At 57.7% G+C, this 17,529-nt stretch carries 19 protein-coding genes and 1 pseudogene; 14 read left to right on the top strand and 6 right to left on the bottom strand.

The window, feature by feature from the left end; all coding sequences use genetic code 11:
• Position 1 precedes the first annotated feature (1 nt).
• Positions 2 to 1,012, top strand: coding sequence for a cytochrome d ubiquinol oxidase subunit II (gene cydB, locus GA0061100_RS33200; RefSeq protein ID WP_075857115.1), 1,011 nt, complete (start codon positions 2 to 4; stop codon positions 1,010 to 1,012).
• Positions 1,013 to 1,153 carry a DUF2474 family protein gene (locus GA0061100_RS35445; protein WP_075857114.1) on the top strand — a complete coding sequence of 47 codons (141 nt, stop codon included), beginning with the start codon at positions 1,013 to 1,015 and terminating at the stop codon, positions 1,151 to 1,153. It abuts the gene before it with no gap.
• A gap of 91 nt (positions 1,154 to 1,244) precedes the next feature.
• Here GA0061100_RS35445 and GA0061100_RS33190 read toward each other — a convergent pair whose 3' ends face one another.
• Entirely contained in the window at positions 1,245 to 1,640 is a 396-nt protein-coding gene (locus GA0061100_RS33190; protein WP_075857113.1) for a VOC family protein, read from the bottom strand.
• A gap of 189 nt (positions 1,641 to 1,829) precedes the next feature.
• Here GA0061100_RS33190 and GA0061100_RS33185 point away from each other — a divergent pair, with 189 nt between their 5' ends.
• A complete protein-coding gene (locus GA0061100_RS33185; protein ID WP_075857112.1) occupies positions 1,830 to 2,135 on the top strand; it encodes a ribbon-helix-helix domain-containing protein in 306 nt (101 codons plus the stop codon).
• A 141-nt stretch (positions 2,136 to 2,276) separates the two neighbouring features.
• On the opposite strand, the gene GA0061100_RS33180 is transcribed toward GA0061100_RS33185, so the two are convergent.
• Entirely contained in the window at positions 2,277 to 3,986 is a 1,710-nt protein-coding gene (locus tag GA0061100_RS33180) for a sigma-54-dependent Fis family transcriptional regulator (protein ID WP_159444829.1), read from the bottom strand.
• A 377-nt stretch (positions 3,987 to 4,363) separates the two neighbouring features.
• Here GA0061100_RS33180 and GA0061100_RS33175 point away from each other — a divergent pair, with 377 nt between their 5' ends.
• Together GA0061100_RS33175 and GA0061100_RS35505 are read left to right on the top strand one after the other, a co-directional pair.
• Entirely contained in the window at positions 4,364 to 5,416 is a 1,053-nt protein-coding gene (locus GA0061100_RS33175; protein ID WP_075857111.1) for an NAD(P)-dependent alcohol dehydrogenase, read from the top strand.
• Complete coding sequence (locus tag GA0061100_RS35505; protein ID WP_342197050.1) at positions 5,391 to 5,795, top strand: ribbon-helix-helix domain-containing protein; 405 nt, start codon at positions 5,391 to 5,393, stop codon at positions 5,793 to 5,795. Before GA0061100_RS33175 ends, GA0061100_RS35505 begins: the two co-directional genes overlap by 26 nt.
• Positions 5,796 to 5,866: 71 nt before the next feature.
• Here the strand turns inward: GA0061100_RS35505 and GA0061100_RS33165 are convergent, their stop codons facing one another.
• The 3 genes from GA0061100_RS33165 to GA0061100_RS33155 are packed head-to-tail and all read right to left on the bottom strand — an operon-like array spanning position 5,867 to position 7,520.
• Positions 5,867 to 6,055 carry a hypothetical protein gene (locus GA0061100_RS33165; RefSeq protein ID WP_075857109.1) on the bottom strand — a complete coding sequence of 63 codons (189 nt, stop codon included), beginning with the start codon at positions 6,053 to 6,055 and terminating at the stop codon, positions 5,867 to 5,869.
• Positions 6,056 to 6,065: 10 nt separating this feature from the next.
• Positions 6,066 to 7,193 (bottom strand): WD40 repeat domain-containing protein, encoded by a 1,128-nt coding sequence (locus GA0061100_RS33160; RefSeq protein WP_075857108.1) that lies wholly within the window; start codon positions 7,191 to 7,193, stop codon positions 6,066 to 6,068.
• Positions 7,194 to 7,205: 12 nt separating this feature from the next.
• Entirely contained in the window at positions 7,206 to 7,520 is a 315-nt protein-coding gene (locus tag GA0061100_RS33155; protein WP_075857107.1) for a hypothetical protein, read from the bottom strand.
• An 83-nt stretch (positions 7,521 to 7,603) separates the two neighbouring features.
• On the opposite strand from GA0061100_RS33155, the gene GA0061100_RS33150 reads away from it, so the two are divergent.
• On the top strand, positions 7,604 to 7,849 hold the full coding sequence (locus GA0061100_RS33150; protein WP_143525611.1) for a hypothetical protein: 246 nt from the start codon (positions 7,604 to 7,606) through the stop codon (positions 7,847 to 7,849).
• Between the two features lie 11 nt (positions 7,850 to 7,860).
• Here the strand turns inward: GA0061100_RS33150 and GA0061100_RS33145 are convergent, their stop codons facing one another.
• Positions 7,861 to 8,331: a hypothetical protein gene (locus GA0061100_RS33145; protein WP_075857105.1), complete on the bottom strand. Its 471-nt coding sequence runs from the start codon at positions 8,329 to 8,331 to the stop codon at positions 7,861 to 7,863.
• A gap of 528 nt (positions 8,332 to 8,859) precedes the next feature.
• Here GA0061100_RS33145 and GA0061100_RS33140 point away from each other — a divergent pair.
• The 8 genes and pseudogenes from GA0061100_RS33140 to GA0061100_RS33105 all read left to right on the top strand — a co-directional run.
• Positions 8,860 to 10,527 (top strand): aromatic/alkene/methane monooxygenase hydroxylase/oxygenase subunit alpha, encoded by a 1,668-nt coding sequence (locus GA0061100_RS33140; RefSeq protein ID WP_075857104.1) that lies wholly within the window; start codon positions 8,860 to 8,862, stop codon positions 10,525 to 10,527.
• A 252-nt stretch (positions 10,528 to 10,779) separates the two neighbouring features.
• Entirely contained in the window at positions 10,780 to 11,841 is a 1,062-nt protein-coding gene (locus tag GA0061100_RS33135) for an NADH:ubiquinone reductase (Na(+)-transporting) subunit F (protein ID WP_075857103.1), read from the top strand.
• 51 nt (positions 11,842 to 11,892) lie between these two features.
• On the top strand, positions 11,893 to 12,951 hold the full coding sequence (locus tag GA0061100_RS33130) for an aromatic/alkene monooxygenase hydroxylase subunit beta (protein WP_075857102.1): 1,059 nt from the start codon (positions 11,893 to 11,895) through the stop codon (positions 12,949 to 12,951).
• Between the two features lie 16 nt (positions 12,952 to 12,967).
• On the top strand, positions 12,968 to 13,336 hold the full coding sequence (locus tag GA0061100_RS33125; protein WP_075857129.1) for an MmoB/DmpM family protein: 369 nt from the start codon (positions 12,968 to 12,970) through the stop codon (positions 13,334 to 13,336).
• 69 nt (positions 13,337 to 13,405) lie between these two features.
• On the top strand, positions 13,406 to 14,428 hold the full coding sequence (locus GA0061100_RS33120) for an amidohydrolase family protein (RefSeq protein WP_075857101.1): 1,023 nt from the start codon (positions 13,406 to 13,408) through the stop codon (positions 14,426 to 14,428).
• 5 nt (positions 14,429 to 14,433) lie between these two features.
• Entirely contained in the window at positions 14,434 to 15,243 is an 810-nt protein-coding gene (locus GA0061100_RS33115; protein ID WP_075857100.1) for an iron-sulfur cluster assembly protein, read from the top strand.
• A 61-nt stretch (positions 15,244 to 15,304) separates the two neighbouring features.
• Positions 15,305 to 16,933, top strand: a complete 1,629-nt coding sequence (gene groEL, locus GA0061100_RS33110) for a molecular chaperone GroEL (RefSeq protein WP_075857099.1) — start codon at positions 15,305 to 15,307, stop codon at positions 16,931 to 16,933.
• A 192-nt stretch (positions 16,934 to 17,125) separates the two neighbouring features.
• A pseudogene (locus GA0061100_RS33105) lies at positions 17,126 to 17,529 on the top strand (catalase-peroxidase); the annotation flags it as partial.

The raw sequence follows: 17,529 nt of genomic DNA, 5'->3' as shown, positions 1-17,529 counted from the left end.
TATGGGCATCGACCTTCCCCTCATCTGGGCGATCATCATCGGCTTCGGCCTCATGATGTACGTCATTATGGATGGATTCGATCTGGGTATCGGCATCCTATTTCCGTTCGTCGAGAGCCGTGATGAACGCGACATCATGGTCAACACAGTGGCGCCTGTCTGGGACGGTAACGAAACTTGGCTTGTCCTTGGTGGCGCGTCGCTTCTTGCTGCCTTTCCACTCGCCTATTCGGTCATCCTCAGCGCGCTCTATCTGCCACTCGTCCTGATGCTCGCAGGGCTGATCTGGCGCGGCGTTGCGTTTGAGTTCCGCTTCAAGGCCGATAAGGACCACAAACCGTTTTGGGACAAGGCCTTTGCCTGGGGCTCCTATATCGCAACCTTTTCGCAGGGTGCGGCATTGGGCGCCTTCATCAACGGATTCTCGGTTAAGGATGGCGCCTATTCCGGCGGACTGCTCGACTGGCTGACCCCCTTCAGCCTGTTCACCGGCCTCGGCCTTGTTGTCGCCTATGCGCTGCTCGGCTCTACTTGGCTCATCATGAAGACGGAAGGCCCTTTGCAGAGGCGCATGAAGGACCTTGGGCGGCCGGTGACATTCGCGCTGTTTGCAGTCGTGGTCGTCGTCAGCGTCTGGACACCGCTTGTCCATGCCGGTGTCGCGGATCGCTGGTTCGCGCTGCCGAATATGATCTTCTTCGCGCCGGTACCGGTGCTCGTCCTTATTGTGACCCTGGCGTTGCTGAGAACGCTGCAGCGCGACGCCACCCACGCCGGCCCCTTCATGCTTGCGCTCCTCATGCTGTTTCTTGGCTACAGCGGCCTTGGAATCAGCGTGTGGCCGAATATCATCCCTCCTTCTATCTCGATCTGGGATGCTGCTGCCCCGCCAGAGAGCATGGGGTTCACCTTGGTTGGTGCACTCTTCATCATCCCCTTCATCCTCGCCTATACGGCGTGGTCCTATTACGTATTCCGGGGTAAGGTCAGGCTAGGAGAAGGCTATCACTGAATGCGAGACGCCAAGACCTCCAATGCCTGGTTGAGCCGGTTCGGCTGGCTCGTGTTTATCTGGGCGGTAAGCGTGGTTGCGACTGCCGTCGTTGCGGTGCTATTTAGACTTATTATGGGCCTGGCTGGACTGACGCTCTAGCTGCCGCGCAAGTCTACGTGCGCCGGAGGCGACAGTATGTCTCGGGACGATGGCTTCATTTCCTGTCTTTCACGAGTCATCGCAAGTCGGCTCACTTGTAACGGCCCCGCCGCTGGAGAACCTCGATCTTGTAACCATCCGGATCGGTAATGAAGAAGAAGCGCGCCAGCAGGGTGCCATTGTGATTGAACTCGACGATCTTATTGGGGTTTAGTCCCACATCGGCCAGCCGAGCATGTATCGCATCGAGGTTATCTACGGAGACCGCAAGATGGCCATAGCCGTCTCCGAGCAAATATGACTCCTGGCGACCTTTGTTGATCGTCAGCTCAAGTTCGAATTCGCTCTCGTCGTTGCTCAAGTAAACGAGCGTGAAAGTTTCGAAATCCAGGCGATCCTCCACTCTCAGGCTGAACGCGGTTCCGTAGAATTCCACCGAGCGGGCCTCATCGAGCACCCGGATCATCGAATGAATTGTCTTCGCCAATTTGCGGCCCCCCTCTTCGCGACAAATTTACTGTTTGATTGGGACCTCCCGGTAGCAGTGGGTTACCGCGTGCAAAAAAAGTGTCGGGAATCCGTGGCTTGCGGGTCTGGCTAGGCGACAGACAACGGGTGTTTGACGATCGCCACTCATCGGAACATGCTAGATGCCGGGCAAGTTGAGGAGAAAACGATGTGTGAAATCTATGCAGGCCAGGACCCCGAATCGTATCGCCCGATCAATCGCTCTATACGCATTGGAGGACATTCGACCAGCATCCAGCTTGAAGCAGCGTTCTGGATCCTGATCGACGAGATCGCCAAGAAGCAAGGCTTCTCGACCGCGCGATTTCTTTCGACTCTCTATGACGAAGCGTTGGAGATCAACGGAACAATTTCCAATTTCAGCTCGCTCCTGCGCACGAGCTGTCTCATCTATTTGCTAAATGACAGCAATGAACGCTCGTCCTCGTCGCTTCGGATGTTGGCTGCAGAATAGTGGTTCCGATGGAGATGTCCGCCAACGCGCACAGCTGGGTAGGGGACGCATTGCGCCAGTCCATCAGACTCCAGGATCCCGCGATCGGCTTTTCCATGCCGGACGGATAGTTTCCGCAGCGCTCCGATCGAGGAGAAGTGTCTACAAGACGTGCTTGTAGACGGTCGTTCGAGAGAGATTGAGTGTACGTGCGGTCTCTGACACGTTACATCCAGTGCTCCGGTAGACCGAGCGAATTTCGGCACACCGCCGTCGACTGAGCGCCTGGTTCCGACAGGCGTTGCAGCAATCTGCAACGCCTTGCACGGGCTCGTCGTTAAACGACTCCTCATCGAGGTGGTTCATGTGCCCGCGGATGAGGGCTCGCTGCAGAGTCGAGTTGAGTTCGCGGATGTTACCGGGCCATGATCGCTGCGCCAACCGGGCAATTGCGGCGTCGGTAATCGCCGTTTCTGGCGCAAGTTTCTGCATCAAATGTTGCACGATAAGCGCGAAATCGGAACGGGCACCAAGCGGCGGAATGTTGATCGTGAGTGCATTGAGCCGATAGAGAAGATCGGCACGGAACATCCGCTCTTTCACCATCTCGTGCAGGTTATGATTCGTGGCTGATACGATCTGAACGTCGATATTGTGGGTCTTCTGTCCGCCGACAGCGCGTATCTCCATCGAATCAAGGAAGCGCAAAAGCACCGTTTGGGCAGGAAGCGGAATGTCCGCCACCTCATCGAGAAACAGTGTGCCGCCATCTGCAGCCCGCGCGAGCCCCGGTGCACCGTTGTCGCGGGCATTCGTGTAGGCACCGCGCTCGTGACCGAAAATTTCGGCGATGAACAATGGTTCTGGGATCGCACCGCAATTGACGGCAACGAATTCACCTTTGCGCTTGCTCAACCTGTGCAGATGACGAGCGACAAGTTCCTTGCCGGTTCCAGTTTCCCCATGAATATGCACCGGCATGCGGAGCGCCGCTGCATCCGCCATCTCAGCCACCGCGCGCTTCAGTGTCCAATCCTCGCAGACGAAGTCCGGTTTTGCCGGATCAGCAACGAAGATTGGCCGCGATGGGACAGACATCGCTATTGGTTGCGCCTCCAGTCGTTGGCCGATCTGTCGGCAGACCATGAATACGGCGCTACCCGCACGGTCGCGAATTCGAATGGCGCTACCGCTCCATAGCCCATCCATTGCGACGCCGAAGCTCGTCTCGAATAGGTCATCGAAATGCACGCCTTGCTCCGTCCGCAGGCCTGCCAGAAGCAGCATGCCCGGCCTGTTTATCGAAGTGACTGCGCCATCGCGCGAGACGGCAACGAGGCCGGCTGAAAGCGTGTCGAGATATTCGGCGCGCGGATGAAACGCGAAGATGAAGCTGCCGGCCCACTCGCTAAAGATCAGGCCGTTCTCGATCTGCGCGGCTGCCATGCGTACTAGAGCGTGCGTATGCTGCTGGCGTGCTTCGTTTGCACAGGAGGCATCCAGTAGGCCAAGGATTTTACCATTGGAGTCAAGGATCGGCGCGGCCATGCAACTCAAGTGGCCGTGGCATCTGAAATAATGCTCGCGTCCATAGATGGCGATGGGCTGGCGCTCGCGTGCGGCAAGACCGAGCGCGTTGGTGCCACGCTCGCATTCGCTCCATACACTACCGGGGATAATGGATCGACCGGCGGAGCTATCCGCAAAACTCTGGTCACTGATCGTATCGAGCACAACGCCGTCAGCATTGGCTAAAGCAATCATGAAATTCGATCCTGCAATCTGTGAATGGAGAAGTTGCATTTCCGCCAGCGCCAGGGATCGCAACGCTGCATTTGCATCGCGCCTGCTCCGCACATCGGCGAAGGGCATGACAATATCGCGCGGTACGCCTACTGGATCGAGCCCCGCTTCGCGACACCTGTGCCAGCTTTCGGCGACGAGCGGCGAAAGGGCGCCGGCTGGAAAGCGTCGTCCCTGTTCGAGAGCGGTTCGTGCCCGCTCCAACCCTGAAACATGTTGCATGATCTCGTCCTTCCCTTTCTCGCTTCCGGCGAGGATTATCGTCGCAGTGCCGGCATTGTCATAACCAGAAACTGAACAGTCCATTGCCGACGCTGTTCAGTCGGTGGGCACGCAGCTGCGGTTGAAAATCCCGCAAACCCTTGCTCTTGCGCATTTCGAAGGGTGGCATGAAGGTTGCTACTCGTTGTTGGCAACTGGGAGACTTTGCCAAGGAGGAGACCCCAATGAAAGCGCAAGTGCTTACCCGATACGATGATACCCTTACGGCGGACCAATGGGTTTCGCTGCAAGATGTCCCTGATCCCACGATCAATAAATCGACGGATGTGATCGTCCGCATTGGCGGCGCAGGCGTATGCCGGACCGATCTGCACATCATTGAGGGCGTCTGGCGGCCGCATATGGACCCCGACGGAGGCCATCTTCTTCCCCTCATCATGGGGCACGAAAATGCCGGTTGGGTTGAGGCCGTTGGCAAGGAGGTGGAAGGCATCAAGGTCGGTGATCCAGTCATCGTGCATCCGAAGATTTCCGGGGGGACCTGCCTCGCCTGCCGGCGAGGGTTCGACATGCACGGGCCGGGAAAGTTCCCGGGGCTTGATTGCAACGGTGGTTACGCCGAATATCTTTGCACCTCGGAGCGTAACATCGTGCCACTGCCGAAGACGCTGGCGCCGAAAGATGTCGCGCCCTATGCCGACGCGGGTTTGACCGCTTATCGAGCTGTCAAGAAGGCGACTCGGCATCTTCTGCCCGGCGAAAACTGCGTCGTCATCGGCGCTGGTGGGCTGGGCCATATCGGTATCCAGTGCTTGAAGGCGATGTGTGCCGCCGATGTCATCGTCGTCGACAAATCGGATGAGTCCCTGGCGCTTGCCGAGAAGATCGGCGCCGACAAGCTTGTCAAGGCCGATGGTCATGAGCTTGAGGCGGTGTTGGCGCTGACCAACGGGCAGGGTGCCGAAGCGGTCATCGACTTTGTTGGCGAAAGAGGCACGACCACCAAGGGGCTCGCCATGACCCGGTCGATGGGCAGCTACTATGTCGTCGGCTATGGCGAGGACATCCGTGTGCCGACCGTCGATATGGTCATTACCGAGAAGAATATCATCGGCAATCTCGTCGGCACCTGGGCGGAACTGGTCGAACTGATGGCACTTGCCGATCGTGGTCTTGTGGAACTGACAACGGTCGAATACCGTCTTGCTGATGCCAACCGCGCCCTGCACGATCTGAACAAAGGGCGCATCCATGGGCGTGCCGTACTCATCCCTTGAAAAACATCTGGCAGGCGGGAGGACGCAGCGCCTTCCGCCTTCCTTCTTGACCCGCGCGTACATTTGGCAGACGGGGGCAGGGATCGATGGCCCACTACGGCCAGTTAAGGGAAACAGCATGTGCAAAACCCTAGCGAAACGGGACCCGCAGCCTTTTCGTAAAATCAGCCGGCCATTGAGGATTGCGGGTCATTCGACGAGTATCTGTCTGGAATCCGCTTTCTGGCAGGTTCTTGACGCGATGGCTGCGGCCGAAGGCCTATCGACGCCAAAATTAATCGCCATTCTGCATGAAGAAGCTGCCGACATGGCTCGAGAACTGCCGAATTTTGCCTCTGTATTGCGGACACTGTGTCTACTGTACCAATCTGGTCAATAATGACGGCACACACCCTGATCAACCAACCGTCGACCCGGGACCGGATGTCACCGGGCGACGGCTAGCCGCGTTCAGGAGGTTCTCTTCTGGCCGATGCGGTCCTCCGCGATAAAACGTGCCGCAAGCACCAGCGCCCCCATGCTGAAGTCCTTACCATGCTCGGCCACCATGTCTTCAGAGAGGCTTGCAAGTCGCTCGAAGAAGATGTCCTTGCTCTTTTCCTCGGGGGTCAGTTCGGTCTGCATAGGTTCGGTCTGCATAGTTTCCTCCTCACGATTTGAAAATTTGCGGCGGGAAAGTCACAATTGCCGCCGACCCGTCCGTCGCCCCGATTGCGAGATGATTGCCATCCGCTGACCAGGCCATAACCGTGACTGGTTCTCCGGCATGGCGAACCGGAAGCTCGTCACCGCTCCCAATCCGCGCGATTACGATCGCACCATTAGCGTAGCTAGCCGCGACCAGATCTTTCGAGGGATGCGCCGCCACCCGTTCAATGGCGACATAGCCGGTTCGTCCGGTTGTCAGCGCGCCCGATCTGCTGTCGGCCAGCGGTGGCGTCTCCATCGACCAAGCCGCGATGCGGAACGCACCAGCTGCGACAAGGGCGTTGGCGGGTCTACTCCAGCAGAGCGAACTCACGGGGGTGGGAAAGTCCTGCAAGAGGCCGATGCGCTTGGCGCCAGGCTCCACCAGCGCGACGCCGCCTGTTTCAAGGGCGCAAGCGAGCCAGCGATTGTCAGCCGTCCAGCGGATCAAAACCGGACGCTCTGGAAGACGGATATGATCGCAACCTGTGGTGGCACTCGTTTGCCAAATGGCCAAGCCAGCCGCAGTAGCGGCCGCAACGTTGAGGCCGTCAGGCGAGATTGCGATCGCATCGATTTTTCCATCGACCGCCGACTCGAGTTGCCTCAATGGACCGCCGTCGTGCGAAAGATGGAGAGCCGCGCCGTCACTAAGGGCGGTGATCCGCTTTTCCTCGTGATAATCGAGCCCTTTGACCGGTCGGCCGAGCCGTATGCCGCCGCTCTCGATTTCGCCACTGGCGTCGACAGAGAGCAATTCTCCATCGCCATTCGCGACGACGAAACGATCCGACGGCCCAACGGCAATGGGCAGCATGCTCTGCGTAAGTGCGGCGGTCTCGATCAATGGCGGAGGCGGAGCTTTGCGGGGCCGGATAGTCGCCTGGCCGAAATCGGCGCTGCGACGGATTCGCTTTTCGGGCGATTCATTATCTGCGAGCGGCGCGATTGCAAGGCTTCCATCAGCCCCGGCAAAGGCGACAGCAGTATCGTTCGTGTTGAAGCGCAGGTCCACGACCGCAGCCGGTCGTTGCCAGCTTCTGGCGAACAGGTCGAACATTGACAACTTACCGGCGGTCTGCTGGTTCATCTCGCTCCTCCTTCAACTGCCCGCACGTTCCTCCAGCAGGCGATCTATCTCAGCGATCGCTTCCTCCGCCTCGGCGATCTGATCTTCGCAGATCTTCTGCCGCAACCGGATCGACGTCGCGCTATCTTCGACCTCATGCAAGTTCCGCACCAATTGGCCTGTTACACCCTCGCGGCTGATTTCCAGCTCGATGCGCAGGACCTCCATCTCTGTCCCCGCCAGCATCTGTGTCATCTTAAGCGCTTTGGCATTGAGCCCGGCGACTTCGTTTACGAGCGTCATGCGCCGATGAAGCAGATCGGTCGGCAATTGCACTTGCTTCGTCATCGGAACCTCCTATCGTTAGCTTGGGCGCGTCCAAAAGGACGAGATGCAAGAAGGTGGGATTCATGTTCGATACGGCGGGAAGGATGTTCTTCGTCGCTTTGCGCGATGCCGTGTTGGCGCGGCTTGGATCGGATCATCCATGCTTTCCCATAGTCGAACGAGCGGCCGACGACGCCGGCGGAATTGATGCCACATTGGCAGTCCAAGAAGCATTGAATGCTCTTGGCGGCGAGTTGGCGACAGTCCTCATGGGGGATGTACATGAGGCGCTCAGGCAGAATCCGCAGGCCATCCTCGATCGCTGGCGGCCCAATGGTGCCAAGCAGTAAAACAACCGTCATCATCTTGGTCCCGGCGCGGACTTCGGTTTTTCCCACCCAGAAAGCTGTACTGGCAGGCTGGGGAGCTGGGCGCGGAACTGTTTTTCGGCCATCTCGATGTGGCTCCTGAGCTGATCCCAGATATCGACGCGCATGAGCTCCGCCCTTTGTCCAATCAAGAGTTCGATCTCCTCGAGGCGAAACTGGTGAGACAGAGAGACTCCCGAGAAAACGAAGTCGCGCATAAGCACTGCGTGCGTCTCAATGAAAGACTGAATCATCGGATGGGTCTCCCGCGACACACCCGCGGCAGCCATCTCGACTTCCATAAATTTCTGGAAATAGCGCTGAAGTAGATAGTGGCTTTCGCCGAGAAAGCGCATCTGGAACACAAGGTCTCGCGGCATGAGCCGCACCAGATCGGTGGTCACATCGTTGTCGTGGCCGCTCATGTCACAGAATCTGCTGGGGTCCTTCTCGTCCTTTGACATTGTCACCTCCCGGTCCGAATTTATCGCTAACCGGAAAGTAATTATGCAGAAGTTTGAAGTTTTTCAACACCGCGTTTTCCGCGTATATAAGAATATCTCCCAAAAACTCGGCTCTTTGTAATATTTTACATTTGTAAATTACACGTGTAACGCAAAAACGTTACAATCGGACGCCATGTTCTTCAGAATCGAGACCCATCGGTACGATACATAATGAAATGAGCCGTTTTTTAACTTGGCACGGCCCTTGCATTTTCCTTTCGCATAAGAAGCCCACCGCTCGATGCGGTGCCACAAGAACGAAGGGGAGGGAGGAGTAAAGGGACGAGCACTGACAGTCGGGGGTAGCCCCGACGCGTTTGGTGAAGACCCGACTTGCTCCCCGAAGACCTTTGCCGCGATCCACTGACGGCCGGGCAGCAGCGCTGAGGAGGCGTATCCCTGCCGACTTGAACTTCAACCGCGGCAGTGTGCCGCTTCCGCCCAGGCCAAAGGGTCTGTGGTGCAATATGGTGGAGGCTAAACAACATGACGTCCTTGACGCTCAACAAGATTACCTCGCAACGCGGCATATCTGTCGGCGAGGCAACGAAGAAGATTTCAGATCTCGGCTGGAACCCGACCTACGTCCAGGAAGCGATGACCTTCCCGACGGACTACAAAATCACGAAGGCGCCGCGCGATCCGATGAAGCAGGTGCTCAGGTCCTATTTCCCGATGCAGGAAGAAAAGGACAACCGCGTCTACGGCGCGCTCGACGCGGCCTTGCGCGGCGACATGTTCCGTAATGTCGAGCCGCGCTGGGTCGAGTGGATGAAGCTATTTCTGGCGATCATTCCTTTCCCGGAAATTTCGGCCGCCCGCTCCATGGCAATGGTCGCGCGCCTTGCTCCTGGCGAGGATCTCAGAACAGGCTTCACCATGCAGATGGTCGACGAGTTCCGCCATTCGACGATTCAGATGAATCTGAAGAAATGGTACATGGAGAACTATATCGACCCAGCTGGTTTCGACATTACCGAGGAGGCCTTCGGTAAATGCTATGCCACGACGATCGGTCGTCAGTTCGGCGAAGGTTTCATCACCGGCGACACGATGACGGCCGCCTGTATGTACCTCACCGTCGTCGCTGAGACAGCATTCACCAACACGCTCTTCGTCGCTATGCCGTCCGAGGCCGCCCGCAACGGTGACTACGCCTTGCCGACTGTGTTCCTTTCTGTGCAATCCGATGAGAGCCGCCACATCGGTAACGGGCACTCGCTGCTGATGGCCGCCCTGAAAGAACCGGAGAACCATCTGCTGCTCGAGCGCGACATGCGTTACGCCTTCTGGCAGAACCATGCAATCGTCGATGCCGCCATTGGAACCTTCATCGAATACGGCACTACCAACCGCGACAAGAACAAGGAATCTTACGCGGAGATGTGGCATCGCTGGATTTTCGAGGACTACTACCGCACCTACATGCTGCCGCTTGAAAAATACGGCATCAAAATCCACCATGACGACGTCCAGACCGCCTGGAAGCGCATCACCGAGAAGTTCTACGTACACAAGATCGCGCAGTTCTTCGCAGTCGGTTGGCCTGTCAATTTCTGGCGCATCGAAGCCCAGCGCGAGCAGGATTTCGAGTGGTTCGAGCATAAGTATCCAGGTTGGTACGCGCAGTTCGGCGACTTCTGGAAGTGGTACGACAAGCTTAGCCATCGTGGCGAAAAGGTCATCACCTTCAACGAGGATGTCGGCTACGTCTATCCGCATCGTTGCTGGTCGAGCCTGGTACCGTGCGTCGTGCGCGAGGACATCGTTACTGACGTAATCGACGGACAGCTTCACACCTTTGCCCACGAGATCGATCGCTGGACGGCGGTGGAAGCCTTTTCGGACGAATATCAGGGACGTCCGACCCCGGCGATGGGCCGCTTCAGCGGTAAGCGCGAGTGGGAGACGGTCTACCATGGTTGGGATCTTGCAGATGCCATCAAGGACCTCAACTTCGTCCGCTCCGACGGCAAGACGCTCGTTCCGCAGCCGCATCTGCGTTTCGACAACAAGGAACTGTGGACCCTTGATGACGTCCGGGGTCACACGCTGCAGTCGCCTCTGACGCTGCTGCGTGAAATGAGCCCGGATGTCCGCGAGAAACATCTTTCTGAATACCGTGCAGGGTTCGAGATCCGGCCCTTCAACTAAGGATCCCGCATCGAGCAAGGCCGACTTGATCGGCCTGCTCACTACTTAGAGGTGGCTTCAAATGTCACGCGCTCGCTACGTCTTGCCCATCGCAGTTGCGGTATGGGCCGCCATTGCGGCGACGGTATTCGCCGTCATCGGAACGCATTCATCGGCTGACGACTGGAAGAGGGTCACAGCTGGCTACAGGGGCGCACTCGGTCAGAAGCCGGAAATACGAGTGAAGATATATGCCATTGGGAGGCTAGTAAGATGAGTGACGCTCACACAGTGCGTCTTGAACCAGTTGGCGTCGAATTCGAAGTCGATAAGGGCGAGACTGTCCTTAATGCCGCATTTCGCCAGGGCATCGCGTTGCCACATGGTTGCAAGGAAGGACAATGTTCGGCCTGCAAATGCGTGCTGCTCGACGGCGAGGTCGATATGCTGAAGTATTCAACCTTCGCGCTTAATGATATGGAGAAGGACGCCGGTCACATACTTTTGTGTCGGACGCTTGCCTACTCCGACGTGGAAGTCGAACTTCTCAACTACGACGAGGAGGTTCTCTCCAAATCGATCGCCGTCAAGGCGTACGGCGGCCGGATCTCAAACGTTGAGCGACTGACACATGACATCCGCGGGATTGAGATCGAACTCCAAGCACCAATCAAGTTTTGGGCCGGTCAATATGTCGACATCACAGTTACCACGGAAAAAGGGGAGACGATTACGCGCTCGTTCTCCATGGCAAATACGCCGGACCAAACCGAAAAACTCTCCTTCATCATCAAGAAGTACCCCGAAGGAAAGTTTTCCGGAGAGCTCGACTCCGGAGGAATTCGGGCCGGCGCAGAAGTCAACGTCGTCGGGCCCTATGGTACCTGTTTCCGGCGGGAAGGACGTCATGGACCCCTGGTGCTCGTCGGGGCTGGGTCCGGTATGTCGCCGATCTGGTCAATTCTCAACGATCATCTGAAAAGCGGCGAAGAACGGCCCGTGTATTTCTTCTACGGGGCTCGCACGCGGCAGGATCTGTTTCACCTCGAACGGATCTCCGAACTTACGACACGTCATTCAAACGTGAACTTCATTCCGGTTCTATCACACGCCAACGATGACGAAGCCTGGAAGGGCGCTCGGGGCTTTGTGCACGAAACCGTCGATGCCACGCTCAAACAACTGGAAGTAGACGGTCAGGGTGACGTTTATGCGTGCGGTCCACCGCCGATGATCGACGCACTGCAGCCGGTCCTGTTCATGAACGGCTTCGAGTCAGAGCGCATTTTCTTTGACAAGTTCACTACGTCGTCCGGCGCCACAACGGGACATTGAGGAGTGCCCGTTGGCGGACATTATGAGCAACTGCAACAAGGGAGTGAGAACATGCCAGCAATTTCGAGTTCCGTCGGTTCGGGAGCTGCGGGTGCCGCGATTTTCGTGGATTCCGATAGCCGCAAGTACCGCTACTACGATCCCCGCGGTCAACGCGCCACGCATTATGAGGACGTGACGGTCGACGTTCAGCCTGATCCAGAGCGCTATTTGCTGCAAGACTGGATCATTAACTTCTCAAACGGCCAGGGCGCTTACGTCAAGGGTAACACCGCTGCACGCAGCTCCAATTGGCACGCATTCCGCGCTCCGGACCAGGAGTGGGAGCGGACCCACTATCAGCGACAGTCGAAGATCGAAACGATGGTGCAGAGCGTCATCGCCAACGGCCGCAAGTCCGGTGCTCCGAAGAACTTCGACAAGGTGTGGGCCAAAATCCTGCAGTCGCATCTCGGTGCCTGGAAACACGCCGAATTTGGCCTCGGCACTTCGCTGATGCAGGCGCAGCGTTACGGCTACACGCAGATGATCAACAATGCCACGCTAACCAACTCGTCCTACAAGCTGCGGCTGGCCCAGGACATCACGCTCTATCTCGCCGAGATTGGCATGGACATACCTGGATGGGATGACACTCTCGGCAAGCAGGTCTGGCTGGAGGACAGTGCCTGGCAGGGCACGCGTGAGGCGATCGAGACCATCATGGGCTCGGCTGACTACCTAGAGCAGTATTTCGCTATCAACATCGTCTTCGAACCGCTGGTCGGCGAACTCTTCCGTTCGGGCTTCCTGATGCAGGCAGCCGCCGCGAACCACGACTTTATTACCCCTCCGGTCATCTCGGCGGCGGAAGCGGATTACGAACGCAACCTCGCGAATACCATCGACCTCATCTACCTGCTCGCTCACGACGAGGTGCACGGCGCCTTTAATAGGCAGTTGTTCCGCGGCTGGCTCACCAAACACCGGGCGCTAGCAGAGAAGGCTGCGCTCGAGCTGCAGCCCATCTGGTCGATGCCCCATTCCAAGCCGATTTCGTTCCAGGACGTGCTCGCGCAATCCCATGAGCGAATCGGGCAGATCCTCGGTGAACTCGGCCTTGACGCCTGAAATAGGAGAAATGGATATGTCGACAGCAGCACGCGATGCCTCGAACTCCAACATCTTTAAATCGATGAAGGACATCACGTTCGAGCAGACGATCTCGCATCAATGTGGGGTCACCATGAACGATTCCGTCGAGGCGCGAGCCATTGCCGAGTTCATGGGCCAGAAGCCAGGCGTGACCGTGACCTACCAGCCAGCGATGATCCGTATCGACGGCAACGGCAAGCTGATCTTCAAGATGGACGAGATCAGCGAGTTCCTAGGCCGCGAAATGACGGCGGAAATCTTCGAGGTGAACACATCCACCCACTACGGGCGCATGGTCCGCATCGATGACAATGAGGTCATCCTGTTCGGCGATATGGATGAGGTCTTCGAATACATCTGACCAAAACGACAAGGCGGTGCGCCGCTGCCGGCGCACCGCCCACGATCACACATGTTTCAGGAGGAAGTCATGTACAAAACACCGGACGGCAAGGAAGTCTTCGTGGTCGACGGCCATACCCATTTCTGGGACGGCAGCCCCGAAAACCAGCGCAACATCCATGGCAGGCAGTTCGTGGACTGTTTTTATGCCTATCACACGGCGCTGAGCCCTAAGGAGCAGCTTTGGCCGAAGGATAAATTCGAGAAATACTCTGCCGATGACCTCTATCGCGACCTCTTTGTCGATGGACCGGACGATGTTGCGATCGTGCAGTCCACTTATCTCAAGGATTTCTACAAGAACGGATTCAACACCATCGAGCGCAACAGCGAATTGGCCAAGCGTTATCCCGACCGTTTCATCGTGAACGGTTCGTTCGATCCGCGCGATGGTGAGAAGGCGCTCGAATATATCCACTTCATGAAGGAGACGTACGACATCAAGGGCGTGAAGATGTACACGGCCGAATGGAACGGCGCCTCCAGGGGATGGAAGCTGACGGATCCGGAGGCTTACAGGTGCTTCGAACTGTGCGAGAAGCTCGGCATCCGAAACGTCCATGTTCACAAAGGCCCGACGATCATCCCGCTCAGCAAGGATGCGTTCGACGTTCATGACGTCGACCATGCGGCGACGGATTTCCAGAATCTCAATTGGATCATCGAGCATTGCGGCCTGCCGCGGTTGGATGATTTCTGCTGGATCGCGGTCCAGGAAACGAACGTATACGGCGGGCTTGCAGTGGCATTGCCGTTCATCCATTCGCGTCCGCGCTATTTCGCGGAGGTGATCGCTGAACTGCTTTTCTGGCTTGGTCCTGACAAGCTGCTCTTCGGTTCGGACTATGCGATTTGGACGCCGCGCTGGCTCGTTGAGAAGTTCTGGGCATTTGAGTTACCGGAAGATATCGCCCGTGAGCGCGGCGTGGAGTTGACTGCGGAGGTCAAGGAAAAGATCCTCGGGTTGAATGCCGCGCGGCTTTACGGCATCGATATCGCTGCCAAGAAAGCAGCGTTCGCTGGTTCGCCTTCCAGCGTCGCTGCGGAGTAGGGGTCATGAGCACGGTCAGCCATACCGCCGACCGACGAGGCGAGCTTTGGGCTCGCCTCGCACAGGTCAACGATCCGGAACTGGACGAACCCGTAACAGATATGGGCTTCGTCGAGCGTGCAGGAGTAACGCAATCGGGTAGCGTCGAGGTGGACTTCCGCCTGCCGACCTACTGGTGTTCCCCGAATTTCGCTTTCTTGATGCTTGATGGCATTCGCCAGGCGCTCGATGCACTCAGTTGGTCACCAGCTTACACGATCCGGCTCCACGATCACATGTTCGCCGAAGAAATCAATCGTGGGATCGAGGCAGGTAAGTCGTTCAGCCTGATATTCGATGAACTCTCCGGTGATCAGGACCTGGAGGCGCTGCGCGCCACATTTCGCATGAAGGCGTTCAAGCGTCGCCAGGAGGCGACCCTGCTAAACCTTCGTCGGCAGGGTCTTACAGACCGGAGAATTCTCGGCATGGACCTTACGTCCCTGGATGCCGTATGCGCTGTCGACGAAGAGATGGAGGTCCAAAGGGCAAGATACCGGGAGGCCGTGCTTGAGCGATGGCCAGGAAGGCGAGGCAGTGATCCGGCCTTTGTCACTTGGGAGGGCGAGGAGATTGCACCAGAGGCACTGGGAGCCTACCTCGCGGAATTGAGGACGCTGCGCATTAACATGGAGTTCAATGGTGCACTGTGTCGCGGCCTCAAAACCACGAGGTATAAAGAGATGGACGTCGTCGACGGAGAGCCCACTTTGGTCGACTTCATTCTTGACCGGGTGCCGCCGCGCGAATGCGCTAGCCGTTCCGCTCGCAACTAAAGGCAATTGCCTTTCAAAGCCAGTCCATAGAAGGAGCCGCCTTCAGGCGGAAGGAGGAAACATGCCCAAACTTTTGATCCATAATTCAAATGCTCGCCGAGCGCTTGCTCGTGGCGTCTCCCAGCTTGCGGCCGCTGTCGAACCGACACTCGGCCCCAAAGGCATGAATGCGATGATCGACCGTCCGATCGGTACTCCGATGGTAACGCGTGACGGCGTCAGCATTGCGTCGGAAATTGAGCTTCATGATCGCTTTGAAAACATGGGAGCGCAAGTGGTTCGCGAAGTGTCGATGCAGACGAATGAGATCGCAGGCGATGGTACGACGACGGCAATCGTTCTCGCCAACGCTCTCGTTCAGAAAGGAATAGAGGCAAACGAGCGTGGCGCGAAATCCGTCGATCTGTGTAAAGGCATCGATCTTGCCGTATCCAGCGTCGTTGAGGCACTAAAGAAATCTGCCAAACCTGCTCGAAACGGCAGCCTCGCCGCGGTTGCTAACATCGCCGCTACTGATCCGAAACTCGGCGCGCTGGTTGCTGAAGCCTACGAGCGGGTAGGTATCGAAGGGGTGATCACCACAGACTTCAGCGTGACAACCGAAACGACCCTCGACGTCGTCGAGGGCATGTCGTTTGATCGCGGTTACCTCTCCCATCACATGGTTACGGACCAAGAGAAGATGGAAGCTGTCCTGGAGCGGCCCTTCATCCTGATGACGGATCTCAAGATTCGTGAGCCGGCGGCTCTCGACACCGTACGCGCGCTCGCCGAAAAAGCTTCGCGACCACTTCTCATCATCGCCGAGGAAGTGTCGCCAGATGTCGTAGTTACGCTTCTTGGCAAGCAGGGGCCAGGAAAATATCTCGTGGTCCATCCGCCGGAGTACGGCCACTGGCGCAAGGCGATGATGGAGGATCTTGCTATCCTGACCGGTGGGCGGGTAATCGCCCGCGATCTCGGCGGGCGACTAGAGGATGTCACCGCAGCGGATCTCGGGATTGCGGAGCGAGTGCGCACAAGCGCAACACATTCGGCGGTCATTGGCGGCGGCGGTGATGCGTCGGCGATCGGGGCACGACGGGCGCAAGTGCAGCGACAATATGAAGTGGCCCCGCCCAACGTCGAACAGGACAAGCTGCGCGAGCGCCTGGCCAAGCTTTCTGGTGGCTCGGCTGTTCTCTACGCCGGCGGCGTCACGCCCGTCGAGCAGAAACGCGCGATTCAACTAATCGAAGATTCGCTGCATGCAGTAAGGGCCGCCATTGAAGATGGCGTCGTCGCCGGCGGCGGCACCGCACTCGCTCAAATCGCGCCCGTTCTGGACCGTGTTCTTGCCGAAACGAATGGCGACGTCGCCGAGGGTGTGCGGCTGGTGCACTCCATTCTGTCGCGTCCTCTGTGGCGGATCGTTGAGAACGCTGGCGGCGACCCCGAAGCAGTGGTTGCCAAGGTTTCGAGTGTCAATGGCGGCTTTGGTTACAATGCCGCGCTCGGCGAGTATCAAAATATGTACGAGGCAGGCATCATCGACCCGGTGCGGGTCACGTGCACCGCGCTGGAGAACGCGGCTTCCGTGGCCAAGCTCATCTTGACAACCGAAACATTGGTTGGCGATCTCGCCGAGGACGAAGACCCTACGGCCGGGCCTGCGCTTGGGGGAGGGGCGGAGAGACTGGGTCGCGCTTAACTCCGTCACAATGTGTTCCCTCAGGCTGAGTGATGGTTCCTTTCCGGCCGTCTTTGAAAACACGGGGAACACATCCGGTCGGCACCTCGCAAGGTGCCGACCACGAAACTCGGACCAGCGTCCTGAGGCGTGAGAAATCGAAATCATTGTCCCTCAGACAAGTACATTAAGTAGTCGCAAAGGAAGATAAATATGGACACAAGAGTCGATAGTGCCGGCAAATGTCCGGTAATGCATGGTGCGCAGTCTGCGACGGGCATTACGGTGATGGACTGGTGGCCGAATGCACTGAACCTGGACATTCTTCATCAGCACGACGGCAAGACGAATCCGCTGGGTGAAGGGTTCAGCTACCGTGAAGAGGTCAAGAAGCTGGACGTCGAGGCGCTGAAGCAGGACCTTCATGCGCTGATGACGGACAGTCAGGCCTGGTGGCCTGCGGACTGGGGCCATTACGGCGGTCTTATGGTTCGCATGGCGTGGCACGCTTCGGGATCGTACCGTACGACGGATGGCCGTGGCGGGGCTGGCACCGGCAACCAGCGTTTTGCTCCGCTAAACTCGTGGCCGGACAACGCCAACCTCGACAAGGCGCG

This window comes from Martinezella hainanensis (genome assembly GCF_900094555.1).
Lineage (GTDB): Bacteria > Pseudomonadota > Alphaproteobacteria > Rhizobiales > Rhizobiaceae > Rhizobium > Rhizobium hainanense.
Note: the sequence above shows the minus strand (reverse complement) of the source record. Positions and strands in the feature narration are given on the sequence as shown.